The organism is Microcoleus sp. bin48.metabat.b7b8b9.023 (genome assembly GCF_013299185.1).
In the GTDB taxonomy this organism is placed as follows: Bacteria; Cyanobacteriota; Cyanobacteriia; order Cyanobacteriales; family Microcoleaceae; genus Microcoleus.
Genome location: NZ_JAAFKG010000016.1, coordinates 43283 through 64279 on the forward strand (window position 1 = coordinate 43283; position 20997 = coordinate 64279).

The window sequence follows — 20997 nt, forward strand, 5'->3', positions numbered from 1 at the left end:
GCTGCAATATGTAGGAATAAAACCAAAAATCTCAAATTGGTCATCTAAAACCTAAGATTTGCCTGCGGAATAAGCTACTAACGGACGATCGCAATTTGAACAACTACCCACAACGGAGGAAGCAGCAGTGCACCAGCGACAATCGCCGCAGCCATTGCCGATACCAGAACGGCTCCGGCAGCGCAGTCTTTGGCAATTTTGGCGAGTTCGTGGTAAGATTGCCCGACGGTTAAGTCTACCACTGATTCGATCGCCGTGTTCAACAATTCCATTGCTAAAACTATACCAATTGTGACGCCGATCACTGATATTTCTACAGGTTTGAGGTGCAAAAATAGTCCGAGTCCGATCGCTAAAGTTCCTATAACAGTGTGAATCCGAAAATTGCGCTGAGTTTCAAAAGCATAGGTTAGCCCACCCCAAGCATACCGAAAACTCGTAGCTAAACTAGATGCGATTTTCCAGGAAAGCTCTCGCTTGTATTTCAAGGCTTTTTTAGGTTCGTGGACTGTAGGCATGGCAGAATCTGAAGGCACGATCGCAAACGGTGGGATGTTTGATGTAATTGACGGTTGATCTAGTGTCATAAACAACCAACTTTAAGTTACAGAGATTAACGAAAGCTAGACTTTGAAAATTTCCTTCACTAAGTCTAGTTAACTTTCCCAAGTTTTTAGTAAAGTTTTGGTATGATTTCAGGAAATTATGTTGGGCTTGACATGATTGGTTGAGTCACCATCAACGTCAGTTATGCTGTTTGGATCTCAAGTCCGATCGCGCGCAGCAGTGTTTCTTGTCGATCGAGCATTTGAGTCAGACTCTCTTCATCCGGGTGATCCCAGCCCAAAAGATGTAAAAAACCGTGGGATGCCAGCCAAGCTAGTTCAGTCTTTAGGGGATGTCCCTGCTGCTGGGCTTGTCGCTGCGCTGTGTCGATCGAGATGATGATATCACCCAAGTATAGAGGTTCCGATGACTGCATTTCTTCTAGCTGAGGACAGTCTACCTCTAAAGCTGCGAAAGCTAGTACATCGGTCGATCGATCTTGCTGGCGGTACTGGGCGTTGAGGGCTTGGATATCGGCATCGGCGGTTAAACGCAGACTGACTTCGTAGCCGGGGGCCTCTGGCACATCTGCTTGCTGGTTTTCTAGCCAAACGCTAAACCAATTTTCCCAGGTTTGGGCGGCAATCTCCCCGCTGGGTTGATTCTCCGGGAGGTTGTCAGCGTCGGCGATGCCATAACAGTCTTCGACGTTCACCTCAATTAGCATTTTTCGGTTCTTTTGTCAAGGGATGTATTGAATCTTTTGATAAGTGAAAATTGGGCGGGCTAATCGACTTTTTGCTTTTAGCAGGAAGATTACAATAATCTGCTGAAGATTGCAATGGGTCGATCGCACGATCGGATCGAACCCCCCGGTATTTAACCCGCTTTCTAGTGGGTGAGTGTGTGTAGAGAGGCGGTTTCAACCGATATTCTAAGAATTGAAATAGCGATCGAGAAAAGCCAAACCGACGAGTACGCCCAAAAGTCCAGCAGCAGTCAAAGCAAAATGAAACAGAGAAGTCGCCCGCTTGCGAACCATATTCCGCATCGCTAGCTTGACATAACTCGGTGGAGGTGCATTGTTTGTGGGGGCGATCGGAGTTTCGGGGGCGGACTCTTCGGAGGTTGTTGGCGAGGGAGGTTGAGTCATAGCGGTTATTTTAGAAGGTTAACACCAGAGGCTGCGGAGGACAGACTCGCCACGATGTTAACAAATTTGTAACGTTTTGTGTAGGATTTTTGAGGTTTCGGATGGCTTGAGACTGGTTTCGGGCGGCAGAGAATCGGGCGAAACTTAACGCGCTTTTCCACATTCGAGCTTTTCCACATTCGGGCTTTTCCGCTTTCCCACATTCCGGCAGGGGTTTGAACCCCTGGCGGTTTTTCGGGTCTCGCGATAAATCCCTACTTCACCCATCAGCCATCTGCTGAACTATAGCAATAATTCTCTTCACTGTCTCCGCTTCGGGAGAATGCAAATGCTGAAAAATATCCAAAGATTGCTGGAAATAATTCAAGGCTTCCTCAATAATTCCCTGCGATGCTAACAATTGTCCTAACATTGCAAAACTAGCGGCTTTCCCTCGAACATCGCCAATTTTTTCGTAAAGTTCCAGAGATTTTTGATAAAGTGCGAGCGCTCGGGTTACGTCCCCTTGCTTGAAATAATAAATTCCTGCTAGTTGGTTGAAACTAGCAGCTTTCCCTTGAACATCGCCAATTTTTTCGTAAAGTTCCACAGATTGCTGATAAAGTGCGATCGCCCGGGTTATGTCCCCTTGCTTGGCATAAATTCCTGCTAGTTGGTGCAAACTAGCAGCTTTCCCTTGAAGATGGCCAATTTTCTCGTAAAGTTCGAGAGATTGTTGATAAAGTGCGATCGCCTCATCTACTTCCCCTCGATTGGCATAAACTATTGCAAGACAGTGCAAAGTAGATGCTTTCCCTGGAAGATTGCCAATTTTTTCGTTAAGTTCGAGAGATTCTTTATAAAGTGCGATCGCCCGGGTTACTTTCCCTTGATCGGCATAAATTATTGCTAGATTGTGAATAATGGCTGCCTTTACTCTTTCGTCTTCTGGCGGACACTCATCTAATGCTTGTTGGTAATACTTTTTTGCTGCATCCGTGTTACCCAATACAGCCTCAGAATTAGCCAAACTATTAAAAATTCGATAATCTGGAAAAACTGCTAAAGTCTGCTCACAAGTTTTCACAGATTCCTTGAATCGACTTTGATTATTCCACCGATTCGTTAAAAAATCAACAATTTTAACAGCAATCTTTTCCACCTTTCCCAGCATCGCCAATCGATAAATTTCTAACCCCTTTTCCTCCGTAGAATATTCCCCTTCCTGCCACCAGAGACGATACAAAATTTCAGCAGCTTCTGCGGCGTGCAAACCTTCGCTATCCTCCGGCAAATTCAGCGACAAAATCCGGGGTACTCGCAGCGACAAATCTGGACTAACTTCTAGCAAACCCAAAGCTATTGCCCGATGTAAGATTTTCTCAATCTCAACAATACTCGTACAAACAGCCGCGATAGCTTCCCTCGGTACCGGCAACTGATAAACTAATGCCAACTCCAGCATCTTTGTCAATTCCGGCGATAGCTGCTTCAACAATTCCTCATTCAAAATATCTTCTCGAAACTCCGCAGTTGTCTCCTGCATCCGTGGCAAAATCGTACTTAGATCCAGCTTTTCGGCTAGCAACACCAAATTCAGCCGTTCCAACAACCGAGGATTTCCATCCGCCAATTTTTTCGCTTGCGATTGCAACTTCCCATCCACCGAAGATTTGGGCGCAAAAGCCGCAAGCCAACTGCATTTTTTCTGCAAATCTGCGTCCTTAAAACCATCCAAACCCTGCTTGTAAAAATCCCGCAACAGTGGCGAATCAAAATCGTAACGGCAAGTTATCACCAAACGGTGAGGCGCATTAGTTTCGTTAATTGCCCAAACCAAAGCATCTAAAATCCTTGCCATTTCCGGCTGCAACACACAGCCACTATTTGATCGCGATTCTAGATGAGTTTCAAAATCATCCAAAACCAACAAAAACGGCTGCAAATCCCCCTCATCTAAACCCCAGAAAAGGTCTCGCAAGCGATATTTCAACTCCTCATCATCTCGCTGCAAATCATCTCGCTGGAACTTCGACAACTTGTCGCCCAACTTACTCAGCAAACGCGCTTCATCAACCTTCCCCACCAATACAATCTTTTCAAATTCCGTCAATCGATCGCACAACCTCGACGCCAAACTACTCTTACCCAAACCCCCCATCCCGTGAATCAAAACCCCTACTTTATCCGAAGGCAATTTCAATGCCTTCAAACAAGATTGGATCTGCCGCCGCCGTCCGACAAAAGCTTCGCGAGTTGGGACTTTCACCTGCTGCCCGGAAGCATCCAAAAACTGTGCGGAAACAGTTGGTTTCGGTGCGGCTTTGCGCCCGCGAGTCCGCAAAGTTGTCACCAAGTTTCCGGGCAAAGTTCCTGCCACATAAAGCCTGAGTAAATGCCAATCCCGCGCCTTATTTGCAATCAAAGCTTGATAAGTTTGAGCCAAAGCCTCCGTCAATTCATCGCCCGCCGCCAAACGAGAATACAGCGCCTCAGCAGCAGCCGTTGCATCCCCATTTAAAACCTTTTGCCCCCAACCCAAAACCGCCTTAGCCCCGAAACTCAGCAACTCTTCAGCCAAACAAGGAACCGATCCAGCTTCGCCGCGTTGTCCCGTGCGACAACCCGACAGAAATAGTAATTTAGGAATCCGAAAATTGAAAGATTTAGCAATATCTTGACCGCTGGCTAGATGAATTTCACCAGTCTCTGTTTCCGTATAAAAACGCGGCTCACCGCTTTCATTAATTGTAGCATGACCAGTCAAATGAAAAATATCAAAATATCCTTTTTCCCGATCGTCAATTAAATATCTCAATTCTGTCAAACAGCCACTTTCTTCAACTATTAACGCCAAAGGTTGCCGCGCCGTTGCTTTCAGAATCAATCCTTCTTCCTTCTCAAAATCCAGCACAGGTTTTGCCTCAGCGGGGGAAGCTGCCATAAACAAGAGATTGAGCGCTCTATTTTCGGGCTTTGTCTCATCAACGGACAATTTTTTAATGCTATCCGAAGACACCCAGCGAATCGGCACAATCGGCTGAGGTTTGTCTACTAAAAAATTGATGCCATCGTGCAGCACTTCCCAAGGCAAATGAGCGAGTTTTTCTGTCGCAGCAATCGCTAAAATCACGCTTTCCCCCGCCAACTCTTGGAGTTTTTGAGAAAACAGGCGATCTGTGCCATCAAGCCAGTCAAACAAGCATTTTCCAGTAACAGGATAGCTTTTTGGTAAAGCCACATAATAATCTTGTTCGACAAGATTAATTAAATCCGCAATTTCGGTCAGAGACAGCCGCCGCGATTGATAATTATTAGGATTGTCTAAAAAATAGCGAAATTCGACATAATCACCTTGAATAGTTTTGAGGTCGAGGTGTAGGATTTTCATAGTTGGGAGTTGTATAAGGTTAACGGGTGATGCTTTTCCCGACAGCCGACCAGAAGCTTTAACATCTAGCTAAATAAAATATTTTGAATCAGATTAAAGATGACTTCCTTCTGGTTTTTCTCGTTTCCGGATATTTTGCTGATTTATCGTGCGTCTAAATCATTTATGCAAGTAGGGCGGTGCTCCGCGCCCGCCCGCTGATATTTGTAGGGTGTGTCGCCTGCGATAAATCCCTTGCATTCGATCGACCATCAAGCGATCGACGCACCTGAAAGGATAGTATGTGTAGGTGTGTCGCCTGCGATCGATGCGTATATGCGATAACTATTTTGCAAGGTGCGTCGCTTTGAGATTGTCTATTTCATTTAGAGATTTTTCGTGGCGACACACCCTACAACGCTGACAACTGACAACTGACAACTGTCTATTCATCGAGAATTTGTTTAATTGCGATAACTATTTTGCAAGGTGCGTCGCTTTGAGATTGTCTATTTCATTTAGAGATTTTTCGTGGCGACACACCCTACAACGCTGACAACTGACAACTGTCTATTCGTCTAGGATTTGCTTAATTTGGTCGATCGTCGCATTTTCCAACAGCAACCGCCGCCCGCGCCGCCCAACCAGCAAAACTTTCTCAATCTTTTTACCAGACTTGCCTTTTTTATATTCTTGATACCACTTCCGAATTTGTTCTGCGATCGCCACAGTTCCGCCAACAATACCTACAATAGCGCCAATAGTTACGAGAATTCCCTCTTTTTCATCATCTCCGGCTGTTTCCCAATTTCCCGACAACCCAGAAATCGCAAAGAATTCCTCGGTAGCCGCAACTGCATCTTGTCCTTCTACGCTAATTTGAATATCTGTCATTACTTTTTCTCGCCACTCTGGGTGATTTAATTATATCTGTACGACTAATATCTGTGCGATCGCCCTTCAACCACCCTCTCCCCTGACTCCCGTCTCCCGCAACAGAGAATCAGCCCAAACTGCATCGGGTTCGGCAAGCGCAGGGACTAACTCAGCCTTATAATCGAGGGTAATGTCATAGGCGGCGCGATCGTACACTGTATTCAACAACGCCTGTAAATCCACAACTGGTTCTACATCGCCTCCCCGCAAAGGCAGCGCAAAAGCCGGAATCACATCTGGTAGATTAAACAAATACAAGTCAGCCGTGGGGCGACAATCTGCCCGACTCACCAAAATCCGGTAATTTCCGTCAATATTTTCCCCAAAAACAGGCAGAGGTTCGTAAATTCGCAGCAAGTCAATTTCCACTAAGTGCGATCGCCCTGCGAACACTTTATACCGCTTTTCCTCATACATCTCGCGCCCTTTACCGCGCTTGTTTGTCGGTGAAAGCACTTCTATTACTGTAACTACTTTCCGAGTTTCCTGTTCGATTACCTGCAAATAACTTTCTCTAACTTCCACCGTTGTAGGCACTCTCACTCTCAAAGCCGTCACAGGCGATGCCATAACAGCGACATTTCCAGTGCTAGAAGTTGCTTGAATTGGCGATCGCTGCACCGCCACATCGGGAATACCGACTAATAAAGCATCTTCCCCGCTGATTTGATAAATTCTTTGTTCAATGTCCACTAAATACTTCGGTAGCAGTTGCGGAGTCAAAAAATCTGCGATCGCCACTATCAAGCGATTGTGAACAGCCCGCCAAAAGTCAGGACTTTCTAAATAGGGATTCATCCCCGGAAATGGATTAGGCATAATCGTACCTCCCATTGATTACTATCATTTTAGCAAACATATTAAAAAAACGCAGACAATATCAAACTATCATCTGCGTTAATTGTGGAATGGGCGTCTCGCCACTTCTGAAAAATGTGTAACGGGCGTCTCGATCGCGGTTTGTAGTGAGGACTTCAGTCCTGCTTAAAAGTTTGTAATAAAGAAGGACTGAAGTCCGAACGATCGAACCTAATTTGATTGTTACTGTTCAAGCAGATACAATATTTCGCTTAAAAATCCCCGTAACTACTAATAGCAGCTTGCAACCTTGCGATCGCCTCATCAACCGCAATCGCGCCCAACTCCCCAGAAGCCCGAGTCCGAATATTCAAACTATTCGCCTCAACCTCCTTAGCACCCACAACACACATCACCGGAATTTTATCCTTCTCAGCATTGCGAATTAACTTACCCAAACGTTCGCTACTCTCAACTTCCGCGCGAATATTCAGCGCCTTCATCCTCGCTTCCACTTCCTTAGCAAACGGCAAAAACTCCTCGCTGACAGGCAACAACCGCACCTGAATCGGAGCTAACCATATCGGGAAATCCCCTGCGTACTGTTCGATCAAAATCCCAATTAAACGCTCCAAAGAACCAAAAGGAGCGCGGTGAATCATTACCGGACGCTGGCGGCTGCCGTCTTCAGAGACGTATTGCAAATCAAAACGTTCTGGCAAATTGTAATCTACCTGAACAGTTCCCAATTGCCATTCTCTATCCAACACATCTTGGAAAATAAAATCGAGTTTCGGCCCGTAAAAAGCCGCTTCCCCAATTCCCTCAAAATAATTCATTCCCAAAGTTTCCACCGCGCGACGGATGGCACCTTGCGCTTTTTCCCAAGCTTCATCGGAACCGATGTATTTCTCTAAGTTTTCTGGATCGCGGAAACTCAAACGCGCTTTAAAGTTTTTCAGTTGCAAACTCTTGAATACTGACAGAATTAAATCCACCACACTCAAGAATTCAGCATCCAATTGTTCAGGCGTTACAAACAAGTGGGAATCATCCACTGTAAAGCCGCGCACTCTGGTTAAACCGCCCAATTCTCCCGATTGTTCGTAGCGGTAAACTGTGCCGAATTCTGCTAAGCGCATCGGCAATTCCCGATAGGAACGCAGTTCGCTTTTGTAAATTTGAATGTGAAACGGACAATTCATTGGTTTCATTACAAAACCTTGTTCGTTGGCTGCCGCTTCTGCATCTTCTGCCATTAGCGGAAACATATCTTCTTTGTATTTCTGCCAATGTCCTGAGATTTTGAACAAATCGACTCTGGCGATGTGCGGTGTCACTACTTGCAAATAGCCGCGCTTGATTTGTTCTTGTTTCAAGAAGTCTTCTAAAATACTTCTCAAAATAGTGCCTTTGGGTGTCCACAAAGGCAAACCTGGCCCAACTGGATCGGCGAAGATAAACAAGCCTAATTCTTTGCCTAATTTGCGGTGATCTCGCCTTAGGGCTTCTTCTTTGCGGTGTTTGTAGGCTTCCAATTGTTCGGGAGTTTCCCAAGCTGTGCCGTAAATCCGCTGCAATTGAGCTTTGGTTTCGTCGCCGCGCCAATATGCGCCGGCGAGACTCTCTAGCTCGATCGCCTTTGGATTCAACTCACTGGTATTATCCAAATGGGGCCCAGCGCACAAATCCCACCATTCGTCACCCAAATGGTAAAGAGTAATCGGTTCGATCAAACCTGCCAAAATTTCTAATTTGTAAGGTTCGTTAATCTCCTTGATGCGCCTTTCCGCTTCCTCGCGGCTGACTTCTTCGCGAATTACAGGCAATTTGCGGTTGATGATTTTGATCATTTCTTTTTTAATTGCCTTGAGATCCTTTTCAGTAAAAGGTTCCGGGCAATCAAAATCGTAATAAAAACCATTTTCAATCCAAGGGCCGATTGTGACTTGGGCCTTGGGAAATAATTTCTGTACCGCCATCGCCATAACGTGAGATGTTGTGTGGCGAATTTTTTTTAGTTGTTCCGACTCACTCGTGCGGGGCAACTCTATCTTAACGGACTCTTCTGGAGCGTTCATAAAAACAATACGGTAAGTGGGAAACTCAGAGTATGAAAGACCTGAGAGGAAAACGACCAGGCGATTTCAATCGCCTTGAATCTTTCCATTACCGCCTTGGAGTTGCAAGAGTCCGGTGTACTTTTGTAATGTACTTTCGATGGGACAATTACCATCTCAAATGTTGCAACCCTGTACGCATAATGTTTGCTCCTGATGGAGCCTCCCTTCCGGGGTAATGTTCGCCTCGACCTGGTTATAAAGGCTTGTTAGACCTGCGACACTGTTTCAGTGACTTTAAAACTGTTTAATCGCAGATGACAGAGCGGAAAACTGGCGTCGCATTCGCCGGTGTCGTGACCTAAATAACGTCTCCTCCTAGGAGGGGTCTGGTCAGAACAGCTTGCAATTTCTTACAAGCTCAGTGGCTTGAGCCTCTGAGTTCCTGACGGATTCTGAGCTAGACATCGGCTAAATAAGCAATTAATTTTGTTGTAGTTGCTTCTATCTTACTCAGATTGGGACGGCAACCGCCGATTTCCGGCTGCGGACACTCCTGGAAATTACAGCAATGGCGCTGATGGTGACAAGTTGACTTCGGGAGGCACTGCGAAGCCAAGAAACCTGGTTTTTTACCGAATCTGTCGGCTGTAACAAGATATTGCCTGAAAAAACTCGGTTTCTAATTACCCGATCGCCAACTAATTTGACATAATTTGCCGATTTTTACTCAAAAATAACTGCTGACACTGTTAAATTTCTTGACACTCACCTGCTAATTTTTGTGAAATTATTGAATTTTTGTTAAAAATATGTTACAATTTGTAAAGCGCGTTTAAGGTTAGAATAAATAAATAACCCAATTTTAATCCATGCTTAATTCCAATTTGCCAGAATCAGAATTGCTCAAATCCCTACTGGAACCGCTGTTAGAGGATTTTAAATACTGGTTCGAGCGATCGGCTACTCTCTTAGAAACTGAGGAAATTCATTTTCTGAGCGGCGACGATCAATCCGACTTGCTGGCACGAGTCAAACAGGCTCAGCAAGAATTAGTGGCTGCTAAAGCTCTATTTCAAGCAACCGGAGGGCAAGTTGCAATTGAAACCGCAGCACTCATGCCGTGGCATAGACTGCTCGCCGAATGCTGGCAAGTATCGGCGCGCTTTCGGAAAGAGCAGTCAGCTCGCCCTGGAAAATAAAAAGGCAAGTTCAAGTTCAACCCGCAGTCAAATTCCCAACCTTGGGAAATGTCGCGTCCACTTGACAAGCTCAAACAGATTTCCAGTTAATAAGTAATTACTTGCTGAAACACTTTTGTAAATTGCTGTGTGGCTATCAGAGCCCGGAGGAGAAAATAATGTTACACCTGCTTTATATTTTAGCTTTCACCGTTCTTGCCTTTTTGGCCGTCAGTAACTTAATCCGCAGTCTAGTCACCGTAGGTATGGAGTCCCAGCGCCCCCAACAATTCAGGGCAAATAATCGCTACGCATCCTATCCTCGCTCTCAAGCCGTACCCCATCCAGAACTGTTAGACGAATACGGAAATATTGTCAACGAACCCCTATTAGTTATGCGTTCGCTGACTGTCCAAGACGCGCGCGAACAATTAGATGCTCTTTACAAATCATCTCCCGGCGGCAGTGACGAAGGCGGCGAACTAGCCTGATTCGATCGCGTTCGCAGCATTTATACTTACGGGCGATCGCCCTAAAAAAATAATTGGCCGTTAGTTTCTCGCTAACGGCCAATTTGTAGTTAGTTTTGAGAGATACTTAAAAGGGATCGATCTCAACTGACTGTCGATCGCTCCTGTTTTGTCATCGGCAAAAATGCACGTTTAAGGCTAGATGCTCGTCCCAATTTCGCTACTAGCAGAACTTCTGCAAGCTTTGCCCCAACTGCGGGCACAAATTTATTTCAAATCTTCCATGACAGCGCTGTCTCACGCGATGGAAGACTTGGTTTTGGCGGGTTCCGACGACGAACCCCTAGTTATTGCCAGCTTTCAGCGAGAGCGCTTCTACCGCCAAGAAGCTCACCGCTATCGACGCATTGCCGATCGATCTTCTCAGGTATATGTGCTGTCATCACCGGAAACAGAGTTTAAAAATTCCTCGGAACATCACGAAACTGTGGCGTTTGCACCGGAGGACACATTAAGTCAAGAGTGGCACTTAGTGGTAGTTGGGCAACATTACTCAACTTGCCTGATTTGTCAAGAAAAAATTGTGCCGATCGACAACCAGGACGAGCGCAGCCCGCTGTTGATGGATCAAGCTCGTCGATTTGAAGGAATTTGGACATTCGACAGAGAGGTAAGCTGCAAAGCTGCCGAATTGTTGCTCGATAAAATTGTCAAATATCGCCCGGAATTGGCCGAAAAGATCGATCGAGCGCGCACAACTTACAATCTGGGCAAAAAACCCAAAAAAACGCGGAAATCCGCCGCAGACAAAACCACAAAACCAGCGAAAAGAGCGCCAAAAGACTCAAGAATTCCCAATCCCAAATTGAGCGACGCTTTTGCCGAACGCTTAGTCACCTACTTGCAAGCAGGGCAGCACAAACTGCTGAAAGCATACAGCGCGATCGCCGCCCAAGAACGCAAAGAACGCCTGGTAAACTTAATTACCACCGCCATGCGGCAGTCTCTCAACCCGCAAGAAATTGTCGAAGTCGCAGTACAAGAATTGGGAACCGCCCTATCAGCAAGCCGCTGTTTGATTTATCGCTGCAAGGCGACAGATATTGCCGTCAAAATCGATCGGGAATTTTTGCGTGCCGGCGCTACTTCTGTCCTAAACCAGACTTGGCAGTTGCAGGAAAATCCCATATTTCGGGACGCGGTAGGGCGGCAAGAGCGAGTTTACATCCAAGAGACAGCACAACACCCGCTGATTGTCAATACAAAATCCCTGGGCGAAATTGTCAAAAATTGGCAGATTGTCTCTTGGTTAATGGTGCCGGTGCTTTATCAGGGGCGGGTGTTGGGCATGGTGGAAATGCACCAATGCCGATCGACTTCGCCTTGGGAAGAAGACGAAATTGCTCTCGTAGAGGCGATCGCCACCCAACTCGGAGCAGCCTTAATTCAAGCCGAAACCTACGCTCACTTAGAAGAACTCAACCAACAATTAGAAGCATTAGACCGCACTCGCAGCAATCTAATTGCCATCACAGGCCACGAACTCCGCACCCCACTTTCTACCATTCAAGTGTGTCTAGAAAGTTTAAACTCCGAGCCAGATATGCCCCAAGAATTGCGGCAAATCATGTTAGAAACAGCCCTCGGAGATGCCGATCGAATGCGGAAACTCGTCCAGGATTTCTTAACACTTTCTCACTTAGAAAGCGGGCGAGTTAAATGGAATGTAGAATCGCTGACGCTGCAAGAATGCGTTGACTTGGCCCTCAGCAGCGTGCGATCGCGCGGCGGAGTCGATCGACAGTTACCACAAATTATCGCCGAAGTGTCCGCAGAATTGCCATTAGTGCAAGCAGACGGCGAATGGTTAGTGGAGGTACTGTCCAAACTCCTAGACAACGCCTGCAAATTCACCACACCCCAGGGAAGCGTCACAGTGCGCGCTGTCTTCAACGGTTCTCGCATGGTGGAAGTGCTCGTAGCCGATACAGGGCGGGGAATAGAGGCGAATAGTTTGAAAGTAGTGTTCGATCGATTTTATCAAGAAGAAGGAGCATTGCGGCGCAGCGCCGGCGGCACCGGTTTGGGATTAGCAATCTGCAAGCAAATTGTTGCCGGCTGGGGCGGTAAAATTTGGGTAGATTCCCCAGGAAAAGACCGAGGAAGCGAATTTCATTTTACTATTCCAATTGTTTAGAAGACCGGGCGGTTTAAACCCTACATCCGCTCTTCAACCTGCGGAGGCAGGTTTCGTTTGTGTAGACGCGGTTTCAACCGCCGTCCGATCTAATGACTAATGACCAATGCCCCATGCCCCATGCCCCATGCCCCATGCCCCATGCCCCATGCCCCATGCCCCATGCCCCATGCCCCATGCCCCATGCCCCATGACTCCCCTAAATCGGAAGACTAATCACAAACTCTGTTCCACCTCCTACCGAAGACAAACATTCCAAAGTTCCCCCATGTATTTCAGTCACTATCTGATGGCAAATAGACAGTCCCAATCCCGTACCTTTACCTTCTGCTTTAGTTGTAAAAAATGGCGCAAACATTTTTTCTCTGACAGATTCCGGCATTCCCATTCCATTGTCAGCAATCTGAATCACAATTGTATCGATGATTTCCAGTTTTTGCTGGCAAACACCCACCGTAGAAATCATAATTATATTGGGATTTTGTTCAATTTCTGCGTAGGTTTTGCCCGCGTTGGATTCTTCCACAGCATCGATCGCATTAGCAATCAAATTCATAAATACTTGATTTATTTGCCCGGGATGGCATTTTAATGTTGGCAACTCACCGTAATGTTTAATGATTTTAATTGCCGGTCTGTTGTGCTTAGCCTTGAGGCGGTGAGATAAAATCATTAAAGTAGTTTCAATGCCTTCGTGGATGTCAACTGCTCTTTTTTCCTGACTGTCGCTACGGGAATAGTTCCGCAGAGATTGCATAATGTCGCGGATGCGATCGATTCCCATCTTCATGGACGCCGTAGTTTTGGGCAAGTCGGCTAATAGATATTGTAAATCGATCGATGCAATTTCCTGTTCAATTTCTGCTCCCGGTTCGGGAAAGTTTTCTTGATAAATATTCACCAAGTTAATTAAATCACCAATATATTGTTGAACGTGGTGCAAGTTCCCAGAAATAAAGCCAATAGGATTGTTAACTTCGTGGGCTACTCCAGCTACCAGTTGTCCGAGTTGCGAGATTTTTTCAGTTTGAACTAATTGTGCTTGAGTTTGTTGCAGTTCGATCAATATGGCTTCTAAATTTTTAGCTTTCTCTCTCAGTTGAGCTTCTGATGTTTGTAAAGCTTGTTCCGCTACTTTGCGCTGGCTGATATCGCGAATGATTGACAAAGCGTGGGGTTTCCCTCTGTATTCAAAAAACTTTGCTCTTACCTCAATATCGAATTCTGTACCGTCTTTTCGCAGCACGACAGCTTCACAATAAAATTCTTGGTGCAAGCTAACGGTTGTCATAAACTCATCGAATAAATGTAGGCACTTTGGGTGCAGGAGATCTAAAGGACTTAAGCTCAAGAATTCCTCCATAGAATAACCGTACATTTCGCACATTACCGGGTTTGCTGCCGCAAATTTTCTAGTCTCCAAATCTATTAAGATAAGTCCGTCTGCTACACTTTCAAAAATACTGCGGTACTCCTCTTCTTTTTGAGCGAGTTCGGCTTGAGATTGTTGCAAGTTTTGTAGGGATTCAGTTAACTGGCGGGATTTATCTTGTTCGCTAGCGTAGGAACGCGCATTTGCAATAGCAATTGCTGCTTGTGCGGTCAACATTTCCAAAAGTGTCAAACCTTCGTCAGTGAAGGCTCCAGCGACCAAGTTATTTTCTAGATAAACTATACCGATTGACTTTCCTTGATAGACAATTGGCGCGCACAAAACTGACTTCGGTTGCTGATGCTGAATGTATGTATCGAATTGGTAAAGTGTTTCTTTAGTTGCATCGATTAGTACCAGAGGTTCCTGAGTTCTTGCTACATAATTGACGATAGAAAGAGGGACTTTGTAGTTATTTTTGACTGGGTGCAATTCTTCAAATATTGCATAATTCTGCGGGTCGCTATCCGACACTTCAACGAACAAGTATCCGTCTCGTTCCAAAAGAATACACCCGGTTTGAGCGCCTGCATTTTCTAAAATAATATGCAGCAGTTTTTTTAACAATTTTTCTAAGACGATTTCGCTAGAAATAGCCTGAGAAGCTTTGATTACTGTTTTCAAATCAAAAATATTGGCATCAGTGGCGGTAGTCGCAGTTGTATTTATAGCGATCCGATCGTCGCTGATTTTGTTAAACCAATCTGGATGAGATTGTTCTAGTTGATGAACTTTGGCGGTTGCACCCCACTCGACATAGCAAAAACGGGCATCATTGAGATAAATTTTGGCGAGATTGGCACGATTTTGTGTTATGTAAAATCTGGCAGCTAATTCATTGGCTAGGGCAGCATTTTGGACGAAGCCATTTTTGAGGGCGGAGGCGATCGCCCAATCATAATGTTGTGCTGCTGTATGGCTGTCTCCTGACAACCTCGCGATTTCTGCCTGAATTAATGAATATTTGTGCAGATAATTTGCAGGACAGTGTTCTGCCAAATCTCGAAAATTCTCCAGACTAATATTGAGCTGTTTTCGGTATAGTTTGTAGTCTGTATTATTGGCGTTTGTGCAACCAGCAGCTAGGGCGATCGCGTGATGGAACCGAAAAACCGGGTTGACAAAATGACCGGCACCGCCTTTCAAAAATTCCGCGCCGAAGAGAGCATATTCTAAGGCGCGATCGATTTCGCCAAACCAATTAGCATGGGTGAGCTTGTAAAGATAGATGACAAAAGTAGTGGTAAGATCGGCTGAGGATTTGGCAAATTCTAAAAGCTGGTGTTCGTCGATGAAGGTTTCCGGCTCTGGGTAGGTTTCTGGTGAGCTAGTCAGTTGGGCGATCGCATTTTTGGTCAGCAAGTGATAAGCTAGCATATTGCGATCGACCTTTGAGAGCGCTGGAATAAATTGATCGGCAATTTCTGTAGCTTTGATCAAAGACTCGTTGCCAAAAAAGCAGACCCATAGATAATTAATCGAAGCATATCCCGACCATTGATAACTACCTGTTTCTAAACCGCTCTTGAAAGCTTTTAGCATAAAAGGCTTGCACTCATCGATATATTTCATATAATGTAAAGTTAAAGCCCCCCACATATGAAAAATACAAGTACCTAACTCTTTATTGTCACAGCGTTCGTAGAGATTGAGCGAGAGTTCTCCGGCGGCGCAGCCCGCCTTGATTTCGCGATATTTGTTGACCAAAGTAAAGGCGTACAAAGTATAACCAAAGGCGGAAAATGGTGAATTTCCGTACATAATGCTCGTTTGTACAAACTTCATCGCGCAGAGATATTGAGCGTTGGGACTGGTAAAATAGGCGATCGGGAAAAGTTCTTTTAAAATTCGATGAGCGGCCAGTTTTAGCGGATCGGTAAGTTCTGGTAAATCTGCTAATATATCGATCGATCGCCCGATCATCCTCTTCGTCTCTGCTAATTCTCGGGCTAGAAATTCATCATCCGGGTAAGGTTCAATCTCAACCCCCAAACAATTTAACGTTTCAATCCCTAACTGATAAGCGGCAGATAAGTCATTCTTCATCCGCAGACAAGTTATTTGCAATTCTGCGATCGCACACTGTTCCAACAAAGTATGAGTTTTGGTCAGAATCTGGTCAAAAACTGCTAGAGCTGCATCATTGTTGCTATTTAAATATTCTGCTTCACCCAGCTCTAAATTTAGCGCGAAACTCAAGCTATAATTATCTTGCCAACTTGAGACAGGCAAACAGTCGCACCCAGCTTGGAAAAAAGTAAGCGCATCTTCAAAAGCCGAAGCAGCTTTAGCAGTTTTACCTGCTTGTAAATTTAATTGTGCTAATTCAGAAAGTTCTTCAGGATTAGCAATGAATTCGCGAGCAAAGTTCAAATGATTGACAATATCAAAAATCTGTTCTTGACGTTCAGCTTCATTGCTCCCCTCCAACAACAAACGTCCCAGCTTCCAGTGAACGGATTGTTTTTGCGACTCAGGAATCATCACATAAGCGGCTTGTTGAACCCGATCGTGCAAAAACTTGTAGCGCACTTTGCCAATTATTGGAGCCAACTTTTCTAATTCCCATTGCTCAAATACTTGTGGTACTAGATAGGCGTCATCTACAGGCAAAATCAACCCTACTTCTAGCGCTTCCCACAAATATTGTGCTGTTTTAGTCAAAGATTGTTCGCTCACCACAGATAATATATCCAGACTAAATTCGTTGTTTATACAAGCAGCTAATTGTAAAATAGCCTGACTTTGTTCAGACAAATGTCGAATTTTATGAATCATTAAGTCAACCACATTTTCCGAAATATTATGCTGTTTAATTTCTTGGGTATCCCATTCCCATTCGGCAATTTCTATATTAAACATCAAAAATTTTTCTTGAGACAATGACTTCAATAACTGCTTTAAAAAGAAAGGATTACCGTGAGTTTTTTCGAGCAGCAATTGTGCCAAGGATGCGACCTTTCTAGGAGAACAGTTTAAGCTGTCAGAAACCAATCGATTTACTTCATAAATTGCTAAGGGTTCCAGGTGAATATGGGCGATCGCAATTCCTGTGGCCCTCATTGCCTCATTTGCCAACATAAAGGGATGGCTCGGACTTACTTCGCTATTTCGATAAGCAAGAATAAGCAGGAAGTAAGGATTTTCTTCGGTGCAGTTGTGTTGATACAAATTAACGCTTCCAGCATCCATCCACTGACAGTCATCGAGAAACATTACCAAGGGATGTTCGGCTGTTGCAATTGCTTGGATAAACTTCTTCATCACTCCGTTGAAGCGGTTTTGAGATTCAATAGCACCGAGTTCGGGTACGGGAGGTTGTTCGCCCAAAATCAATTGTAACTCCGGGATAGCATCGATCGCAATTCGAGCATTTTTCTGCAAAGCGTTGAGTAGTCTTTGTCGCCATGCTACTAGCTGAGTTGGGCTTTCCATCAAAATTTGCTGCACGAAGTTACCCATAGCTTGAGTGAAACAAGCGTAGGGAACATTCCGCTTAAACTGGTCGAATTTACCGGAAATGAAATAGCCGCGCTGCTGCGTTATATCACGGACAATCTCATGAACTAATGCAGATTTACCGATGCCGGAATAGCCACTGACTAGGACAATTTCACCGCTGCCTTTGCAGACACGATCGAAGACTTCTAATAATTGCGCTATTTCTGTGTTTCGTCCGTAGAGTTTCTGAGGAATTGACAACTGACTCAGGGCATCTAGTTGTCCGGGAATAAAGTTACAAATTGTCCCTGAATTCTTTATTTGATTTTGGCAGCGTTCTAAATCTGCCAATAATCCTGTGGCAGTTTGATATCTAAGTTCGGCATTTTTTGCCATGAGTTTTGCCACAATTTGGGTCAACACTATGGGAATTTCTGGGTTGAGTTGTTGCAGGGGAACTGGTGGTTTGGCTATGTGACAGTGTACCATTTCTAACGGGTCACTGCTGGTAAATGGTAATTGTCCTGTCAGCAATTCGTAAAAGGTGACGCCGAGAGAGTAGAAATCGCTGCGGTAGTCGATGGAACGGTTCATGCGCCCGGTTTGTTCGGGGGACATATATGCCAGGGTTCCTTCTAGGCGATCGGAATTTTTTGAGTGTGTTTGTTCTTTTCTCAACCGCGAAGCGATGCTAAAATCAGTAAGTTTTACTTGCTTTGTTTGGGGATTTATGATAATATTATCCGGTTTAATGTCTTTATGTATGATTTGATTTTGATGCAGCAATACTAAAGCTTTTGCCAAGGATACGGCTATATTTAAAAAATCGGCAATCGATAATTGGTAATGCGTGGCATTCGCCTCTAGATTGTCGGTTTCGGACTCGGCTAATTCTGGTTGATGTTCTAAGTTTTCGATCCAATATTTCAGGGATACCCCTCCGATATCTTCTAATACTAACACTAAGCAAAAAGGATGGATTTCGAGTCGATAGACTTTGATGACATACTCTGAGTCGATATGTTTTGTGATTTGATATTCGTGTTTTAAACTGGCGCTCTGTTCTAGGGTCGGGCAGTCGGTGTTTAAGACTTTGAGAATGACTAATTGTTTTTCTGCTGTCGATATGGCTCGATAAATAACTGTGTTAGTTCCTTGGTGAATCAGCTCTTGTAAGTTGTAACCAGAAATTCCTGAAGCTGGCAGCATAGTACATATTTCCCAGTTGATTTTATAATCAATGCCTAATTAGAGCATGGCACATACGAAACTCTGATGAATGGCGGGCGATCGCTACTTTACAAACCCGCAGGTTGGATCGATGTATCGAACGATCGCACAATTTAAAAATTACTTACGTATTTAGCAGGTATTTGTTTTAAGAGGTCTAGCGACCTAGAAATTGCAACCCTTGATTTTTTTATTGTGGAAGTGTTACAGCCTTTAAATGAAATCATACAGCATCCCACCATCATTGTAAATGACTTTATTAAATTTTAATAATAAAAGTTAGGGCGTAGATAAATAGCTGGTCGCGGGTCGTTGGGGAAAGCAATTGCAGGATTGGGAGATTTCTGGACATAACAAAGAATCACAGAAACACTTGGTTTTTACACTTGCACAATCAATATGATTGTAGGTACATATTGTGGACATTACCGAGGACTTTAATATCATTTGATCGTACAGGCTGTGGATATTACTTAGCTATAAACTATTTTTGTAGGCAGTTAGTAATGTAGATCAACAAAACTTGCGTAAAAACTCGGTTTTTAAAGAAAATATTGGTTCGCTGGCTGGAATAAAGTTACAAAGTTTTCAAAGCAGAACTCGCCTCCGCTGCTATACCCCTCTCACCCCGCGAGATAGCTTTTACAGGTGATGCAACCAGGCGGTGTTGGGCCTTAGGATCGAAAGTATCAAAGCAGATTCAGGACGTGCTTGCGTCTTAAACCCGGCTTTTAGGCAAAATAAAGGGTTGGGCGGCAGAGCACTACCGGGATATTGGGAGCGTTAAGTCGGAAGGGCCACAAGTCTGGAGAGGGCTTGCAGTCGATCGAATCTGTTGAGACATGGGCGGGCGTCAGTGTTGATTCGTGAAAAGTTGAGGATGCCCATATTTCGCCCGGAAAAACTTTTTTGCGATCGGAATACTCAAACCTAGAGGAAAATCAATATGTCATTTACAACCAAGATGAAATCTACCCAACAAGCTATTACTAAGCCACAACTGCAATTAGGTTCTCAAGGTCAAGCGGTATTGGAACTAGAACAAATGTTAACCAAGTTGCGGGTTTACCGGCAGCCTGTAAAAGGAATTTTTAACTCATCAGTTGAATTTGCGGTGAAACTGTTTCAGTATCGGGTTTTCTTGTCGCCGGACGGCATTGTCGGGCCGCTGACTTGGGAGGCGCTTTATACTGAAGCTCCTGTGAATATGCCGGTACTTAAATTCGGCAGTTCTGGGGAAGCAGTCACTACTGTTCAAGAAGTTCTGACCATTTCCCAGCACTATCGGGGCTCTATTGACGGTCAATTTGCCACTTTGACGGATCGGGCTGTTCGCGCATTTCAAAAAAGCTTTGGGATCGAGGCCGACGGGATTGTCAGCCAAGAAACTTGGACTGCTTTGAGTCAAATTCCGCGCGGCTATGACCCTAATTGGTTCTTGACTTAGGCTTCGATAAATTGTGCGATGTGTGTGTGGGGAATTGGGGGAATGTGCGATGCTTCGGGTGCGCTATCAGCACCCGAAGCATTCCTATTTTTTTGATTGTTTTTTCGGGATTTGTGAAGATAGAATTCTATTTTAGAACTTTGGTTAAAAATCCCAATTATCAATTATTAATTACTAATTACCAATTATCAGAAAAGATCGATCGCCAAAAAACTGTTAACTTTCCTTACAATTTCGAGAACAGGGTACAGTGACGATGATAGGATGCCGTAAAAATCCTTTGGATATATCTATGGCAGAAGAACTGACTGGACAACCCCCCATCTTCGGCGGCAGCACCGGCGGCTTGCTGACCAAGGCGCTAGTTGAAGAGAAGTATGCTATCACTTGGACTAGCCCCAAGGAACAAGTGTTTGAAATGCCTTCGGGTGGCGCTGCAATTATGCGTCAAGGCGACAACTTGCTGTATCTGCCCCGGAAGGAGCAGTGCATCGCTTTGGGCGGCCAGCAACTGCGGGCGAAATTCAAAATCTCGAACTACAAAATTTACCGCGTTTTTCCTGACGGTTCTACTGAGTACCTGCATCCCAAGGATGGCGTGTTCCCTGAGAAGGTGAACGAAGGTCGTGTTGCTAATGGTAGTGTTCCTCGCAATATTGGCAGCAATCCCAATCCGATCAAGGTGAAGTTCACAGGTAAGAAGACCTACGATCCTTAAGCGATCGCTCTATTGCTGAGCAAAACATAAGTAATATTG

Annotated in this window: 13 protein-coding genes; 5 read left to right on the forward strand and 8 right to left on the reverse strand. The window is 44.8% G+C overall.

From position 1 onward, the window contains the following. Nucleotides 1-77 precede the first annotated feature (77 nt). From QZW82_RS11765 to thrS, 7 genes are all read right to left on the reverse strand, one after another. A complete protein-coding gene (locus QZW82_RS11765; protein WP_293148236.1) occupies nucleotides 78-587 on the reverse strand; it encodes a diacylglycerol kinase family protein in 510 nt (169 codons plus the stop codon). Nucleotides 588-748: 161 nt separating this feature from the next. Continuing rightward, the gene (gene ybeY, locus QZW82_RS11770) at nucleotides 749-1273 is read right to left on the reverse strand and encodes an rRNA maturation RNase YbeY (protein ID WP_293148238.1); all 525 of its coding nucleotides are present in this window, start codon (nucleotides 1271-1273) and stop codon (nucleotides 749-751) included. Between the two features lie 207 nt (nucleotides 1274-1480). After that, nucleotides 1481-1699, reverse strand: a complete 219-nt coding sequence (locus tag QZW82_RS11775; protein WP_293148240.1) for a DUF3285 domain-containing protein — start codon at nucleotides 1697-1699, stop codon at nucleotides 1481-1483. A 259-nt stretch (nucleotides 1700-1958) separates the two neighbouring features. Beyond that, nucleotides 1959-5069 carry a tetratricopeptide repeat protein gene (locus QZW82_RS11780; RefSeq protein WP_293148242.1) on the reverse strand — a complete coding sequence of 1037 codons (3111 nt, stop codon included), beginning with the start codon at nucleotides 5067-5069 and terminating at the stop codon, nucleotides 1959-1961. 549 nt (nucleotides 5070-5618) lie between these two features. After that, complete coding sequence (locus QZW82_RS11785; protein ID WP_293148244.1) at nucleotides 5619-5942, reverse strand: hypothetical protein; 324 nt, start codon at nucleotides 5940-5942, stop codon at nucleotides 5619-5621. Nucleotides 5943-6008: 66 nt separating this feature from the next. Continuing rightward, nucleotides 6009-6803, reverse strand: coding sequence for a DUF4058 family protein (locus QZW82_RS11790; protein WP_293148246.1), 795 nt, complete (start codon nucleotides 6801-6803; stop codon nucleotides 6009-6011). Between the two features lie 251 nt (nucleotides 6804-7054). Then, nucleotides 7055-8863 (reverse strand): threonine--tRNA ligase, encoded by a 1809-nt coding sequence (gene thrS / locus QZW82_RS11795; RefSeq protein WP_293148247.1) that lies wholly within the window; start codon nucleotides 8861-8863, stop codon nucleotides 7055-7057. Nucleotides 8864-9714: 851 nt separating this feature from the next. Here thrS and QZW82_RS11800 point away from each other — a divergent pair. From QZW82_RS11800 to QZW82_RS11810, 3 genes are all read left to right on the forward strand, one after another. Beyond that, on the forward strand, nucleotides 9715-10044 hold the full coding sequence (locus QZW82_RS11800; protein WP_293148249.1) for a DUF2605 domain-containing protein: 330 nt from the start codon (nucleotides 9715-9717) through the stop codon (nucleotides 10042-10044). 158 nt (nucleotides 10045-10202) lie between these two features. Continuing rightward, nucleotides 10203-10514 carry a DUF2973 domain-containing protein gene (locus QZW82_RS11805; protein ID WP_293148252.1) on the forward strand — a complete coding sequence of 104 codons (312 nt, stop codon included), beginning with the start codon at nucleotides 10203-10205 and terminating at the stop codon, nucleotides 10512-10514. Between the two features lie 181 nt (nucleotides 10515-10695). Next, nucleotides 10696-12690: a DICT sensory domain-containing protein gene (locus tag QZW82_RS11810; protein WP_293148254.1), complete on the forward strand. Its 1995-nt coding sequence runs from the start codon at nucleotides 10696-10698 to the stop codon at nucleotides 12688-12690. 199 nt (nucleotides 12691-12889) lie between these two features. Here the strand turns inward: QZW82_RS11810 and QZW82_RS11815 are convergent, their stop codons facing one another. Beyond that, nucleotides 12890-18772 (reverse strand): AAA family ATPase, encoded by a 5883-nt coding sequence (locus QZW82_RS11815; RefSeq protein WP_293148256.1) that lies wholly within the window; start codon nucleotides 18770-18772, stop codon nucleotides 12890-12892. A 967-nt stretch (nucleotides 18773-19739) separates the two neighbouring features. Between QZW82_RS11815 and QZW82_RS11820 the strand changes: the two genes are divergently transcribed. Both QZW82_RS11820 and QZW82_RS11825 read left to right on the forward strand, forming a co-directional pair. Further along, complete coding sequence (locus tag QZW82_RS11820; protein WP_293148258.1) at nucleotides 19740-20240, forward strand: peptidoglycan-binding protein; 501 nt, start codon at nucleotides 19740-19742, stop codon at nucleotides 20238-20240. Between the two features lie 292 nt (nucleotides 20241-20532). Then, nucleotides 20533-20958 (forward strand): photosystem I reaction center subunit II PsaD, encoded by a 426-nt coding sequence (locus QZW82_RS11825; RefSeq protein WP_293148371.1) that lies wholly within the window; start codon nucleotides 20533-20535, stop codon nucleotides 20956-20958. Nucleotides 20959-20997 lie beyond the last annotated feature (39 nt).

Bases quoted from the DNA above. Each gene is read 5' to 3' on its own strand.
- QZW82_RS11765 (WP_293148236.1), bottom strand. From the start codon at position 587: ATGACACTAGATCAACCGTCAATTACATCAAACATCCCACCGTTTGCG.
- ybeY (WP_293148238.1), bottom strand. From the start codon at position 1,273: ATGCTAATTGAGGTGAACGTCGAAGACTGTTATGGCATCGCCGACGCT.
- QZW82_RS11775 (WP_293148240.1), bottom strand. From the start codon at position 1,699: ATGACTCAACCTCCCTCGCCAACAACCTCCGAAGAGTCCGCCCCCGAA.
- QZW82_RS11780 (WP_293148242.1), bottom strand. From the start codon at position 5,069: ATGAAAATCCTACACCTCGACCTCAAAACTATTCAAGGTGATTATGTC.
- QZW82_RS11785 (WP_293148244.1), bottom strand. From the start codon at position 5,942: ATGACAGATATTCAAATTAGCGTAGAAGGACAAGATGCAGTTGCGGCT.
- QZW82_RS11790 (WP_293148246.1), bottom strand. From the start codon at position 6,803: ATGCCTAATCCATTTCCGGGGATGAATCCCTATTTAGAAAGTCCTGAC.
- thrS (WP_293148247.1), bottom strand. From the start codon at position 8,863: ATGAACGCTCCAGAAGAGTCCGTTAAGATAGAGTTGCCCCGCACGAGT.
- QZW82_RS11800 (WP_293148249.1), top strand. From the start codon at position 9,715: ATGCTTAATTCCAATTTGCCAGAATCAGAATTGCTCAAATCCCTACTG.
- QZW82_RS11805 (WP_293148252.1), top strand. From the start codon at position 10,203: ATGTTACACCTGCTTTATATTTTAGCTTTCACCGTTCTTGCCTTTTTG.
- QZW82_RS11810 (WP_293148254.1), top strand. From the start codon at position 10,696: ATGCTCGTCCCAATTTCGCTACTAGCAGAACTTCTGCAAGCTTTGCCC.
- QZW82_RS11815 (WP_293148256.1), bottom strand. From the start codon at position 18,772: ATGCTGCCAGCTTCAGGAATTTCTGGTTACAACTTACAAGAGCTGATT.
- QZW82_RS11820 (WP_293148258.1), top strand. From the start codon at position 19,740: ATGTCATTTACAACCAAGATGAAATCTACCCAACAAGCTATTACTAAG.
- QZW82_RS11825 (WP_293148371.1), top strand. From the start codon at position 20,533: ATGGCAGAAGAACTGACTGGACAACCCCCCATCTTCGGCGGCAGCACC.